Below are 3,617 nucleotides of genomic sequence, written 5' to 3'. Positions count from 1 at the left end.
AGATTTCATCGTTGTCGCTTGAGCTATTGCTATGAATTTAGGTGCGATTGCCCTGTCGCAAATCCAGGCGGAGATCGATCGCGGTCTGGCGGTTCTCCAGGGATGGATCGAGCCTTTCGATGCAGACAATGGCCCATTCCAGATACTTGGCCGTCAATCGCTCCATCAATCCCAGCCATGACCGGTTTGCGGCTTGCCGGCAGTACGCGAGGCAGCGCTCCCATGCTTCGGCGTGATACGCATGGTAGGCAAGCATCTCGACATCGCTTTCTGCGCCGGTCGAAAGCGTGGCTTCAAGATTGTCGAGAGTGCGGCGATGCAGTTCGCGGCGGCGGGATTTGAGCAACTGGCGATAGACGGTATCCCGTGTCAGCCCATGCTTGAACTGGTATTCGGGATCCGGATGCCGCCTGGCTTCGAAAATGAAGTCTGCCCGTTGAAGCGTTGCCAGTGTGGTTGCAAGCTCAGATTCGTCTGAGCCAAGCAAAGTGGCCAGCGCCTTGAGTTCGAACGTGGTTCCCAGGACCGCTGCTGCCTGAAGGACCTCACGTTCACGAGGTGCCCTTGAATCGACACGAGCTGCAATCATCGATTGAATGGAGCGGGGCACTTCGATCTCGGTAACCGAACGTGTCAGCTTGAAACTGCCGCTGACCACTGATTCCATAGCGCCGCTTTCCCGGATACCGCGCGCTGATTCCTCGAGAAACAGCGGGTTGCCACCTGTGGTGGATTTCAGCAAATCCTTCAAGGGCTGAACCGATGGGTCCTTGCCGAGCAGCACTTCCAGAAGCCGGGCGATCGGTTCGTCCGTCAGGGCTGGCAGCTTGACTAGCACATGGCCATCCAGATTGACCCACGGGTCGACATATTCGGGTCGGTATGTAACCACCAATAGCAGCCTGTGTCTTCCCAACACGTTTGCCAGGCCGGTCAATACGGCCCGGCTCCCATCGTCGGCCCAATGCATATCCTCAACGATTGCCACCAGCGGCTGGCGGGTCGCGTGATGCAAAAGCAGGGCGACAACGGCGTCAGTGATCCGCACCTGACGTTCGTTTGACTCCAGCGCTGGCCAGGCACTGTCTTCGACCGGCAGCCCCAGCAACGCTTGCAGCGCCGGGGCAGCCTTCGGATTGGCGAGGGAAATCTCATGCAACCGCTCGCTGGCGCGTTGAGCCCATGCGTCCAGGCGGCCTTGCTCGATACCAAGGCAATCCTTAACAAGCTCGATAATGACGCCAAAGGCGCGCTCCGCTTCATCCGGTCTTGCGTTGCCGCGGAGGAGGCGGAATTCCGTGAGACTTGGTGCCGCCGTGAATTCGTAAATGAGTCTGGATTTGCCGATACCGATGGGGCCAGCGACGGCAGCAACGCCACCGCGCCCCTGATACGCAGCGAGCGCCGCGTCGGTCAATTGCTCGAATTCGCGCTCCCGGCCTACTAGTGGCGCGAGCTGTCTTCGGCGAATGCGCTCCATCCGCACGTGCGGTTCCAGGACGGCAATCAGCCCATAAGCCTCGACCGGCTGCTCAAAGCCCTTCGCCAGCACAAACGTCGGGTCGGTCAGGGCGAACGAGTCTTGAATCAGATCCCGTGTGGCACGGCTTAGCTGGACCCGGCCGGGCAGGGCGCTTTGTTCCATGCGTGCTGCAAGGTGTACCGCCGGTCCGGAAACGCGCAGGTTTTGGCCGTTGTGCGAAACCACCACTTCGCCGGAATGCAGCCCGACGCGCATTTGAAGCGGGTCCCCAGTCGGGCGTTCGGTAGAAGTACGTTCCACAGCGGCCTGAATCTGCAAAGCCGCATGGCAGGCCCTTATCGCATGGTCTTCAACCGCGACCGGGGCGCCGAAGACGGCGAACAGGCCATCCCCGGGTTCCTGCAGGACGGTGCCGCCATGCGAGCGCACGACGCTTGACGCGATCTCCAGGTAAGGCCGCAACAAGGCGGCGGCGTCCTCGGGATCCAGGCCCTGAATCCGGGTGGTTGAACCCACGATATCCACGAAGAAGGACGTCACGATCTTCAATTCTTCCTCGACCAGTCCGTCGCTTCGGGCCGGCAATACGATGTGGAGATCGCTTCTTGCGAACGCCGCCAGCATTCGTTTGCGATGCCCAAGCGCCACGACCCCGAGTTCCTTGAGATCTGCGTCGGTCAAGCCGGGAAGCAGATCTTCATCGATGGCATTCTCGGCAAACGCAGCGACGTATTGTGCGAGCTGAAGCTTGCGCAGAATCTCGCCGACCTTGGAGTCCCGGGGCATGGATGGGCTGCGTTTTCGTAAAACGAGTGTCAGGTGGAGGCGTTGGCAACGGCAAAGTCGAGGGCGTCTTCAAGGCGATCATCGCCCCAAAATATTTCGCCTTGCACCAGCGCGTGCGGAGACCCGAACAAGCCAATCTTTTCCGCCATGACGGTCTGCGTAGCGAGACCCTGCTCAATCTGATCGGTGAATGCGCGTCCGAAAAAATCTTGCGGGTTGCGCCCGGTGGAAGAGACCGCCGCCTCCAGATTACCGGCTGCGCCGATTGGCCGACCCTCGACGAAATTCATCTCGAAAACGCGGCGCGTGAACTGTTCACACCAACTTTCCTGCTGGGCAAGGTAGCCAACGCGCACCGTCTTTTGTGAATCCACGGGGTACACAGCCGGTTTCTTGTACTTAAGCCCGTAGCGAGTGGCACGGCGCTCCAGATCACGCCACATGTAACCGATTTTTTCTGTGCGACCCACGAACGGCCCGCCCACAATACCTTTTGAACCGAACAGGGCTGTCAGGTTGAACGGGACCCAACGTACATCGACTCCCCGCGCCGCAGCCAGATCGGTGATGCGACTGACCGTCAGGTAAGTGTAGGTGCTGCCATAGCCGAACCAAAAATCAAGAGAGGCTTTTGCCATGTGATCCTTCAGACAAGAGAAGTTGCCGTGCGCCTGACGTTCAGGCGGGAAAATTGGAAACGGGCTGGATGAAACACGCAGCTCATCTAGAACTCCGAATATAGTCTTTTGGCCAGTATCTTGCTCAGGTTGAAGAGCAGTTTGGCAGCGAGCTCCGGCTTCTTTTCGCGGAATTTTTGGAAGCTTTCCGCGCTCACGCTGAGCAATGTGGTTGGCGTAATTGAGGTGACGTCGGCGCTTAGTGGTGTGCCCATCAAGAAGCCATCTCCGCCGAACAATTGCTCCTTTCCCATGGTGACAACCACTTTCTGGTTGCGCATGGGTTGAACCTTTGCGCTCGCCAATGGCTTTGAGGAGTCGTTTGCGTGCACCCAGTACGGCAATGCCCATTTCTTTGAGGTCGGCTTCGGTCAGCCTCTCCAGAATATCGAAGTCCACTTCCTGTTCAATGAAGAGTTCTGTCAGGTGTCCAAGCCCGATGTCAGTCAACCAGGGGTACCGTAAGGATTCCTGCGTAAATGAGTAACATCGCCGTTTTTCACAGGGGAGCCGGGCTGAAAACTCAGACCACAAGAAAAACGTTCGTTTTTCTTGCTGCCAAAACTGCGCCAGTTTGACCGTCAAAAAGCACAAGAAAACTCATTAAGAAAATCAAAATAAGGTTCAATGCGTCGATTTTGCTTTTCTGGCGGGACTGTTACTCATTTACG

General features: G+C 57.7%; 2 protein-coding genes. Both read right to left on the bottom strand.

Annotation, left to right across the window (positions count from 1 at the left end):
* Positions 1-37 precede the first annotated feature (37 nt).
* Positions 38-2,269, bottom strand: coding sequence for an ATP-binding protein (locus ACOYNV_RS26520; RefSeq protein ID WP_422902820.1), 2,232 nt, complete (start codon positions 2,267-2,269; stop codon positions 38-40).
* A 29-nt stretch (positions 2,270-2,298) separates the two neighbouring features.
* Positions 2,299-3,396, bottom strand: coding sequence for a DsbA family protein (locus tag ACOYNV_RS26515; protein ID WP_422902819.1), 1,098 nt, complete (start codon positions 3,394-3,396; stop codon positions 2,299-2,301).
* Positions 3,397-3,617 lie beyond the last annotated feature (221 nt).

Source organism: Propionivibrio sp. (genome assembly GCF_049316945.1).
Taxonomy (GTDB): domain Bacteria; phylum Pseudomonadota; class Gammaproteobacteria; order Burkholderiales; family Rhodocyclaceae; genus Propionivibrio.
This window is presented reverse-complemented; position numbering and strand designations above follow the sequence as displayed.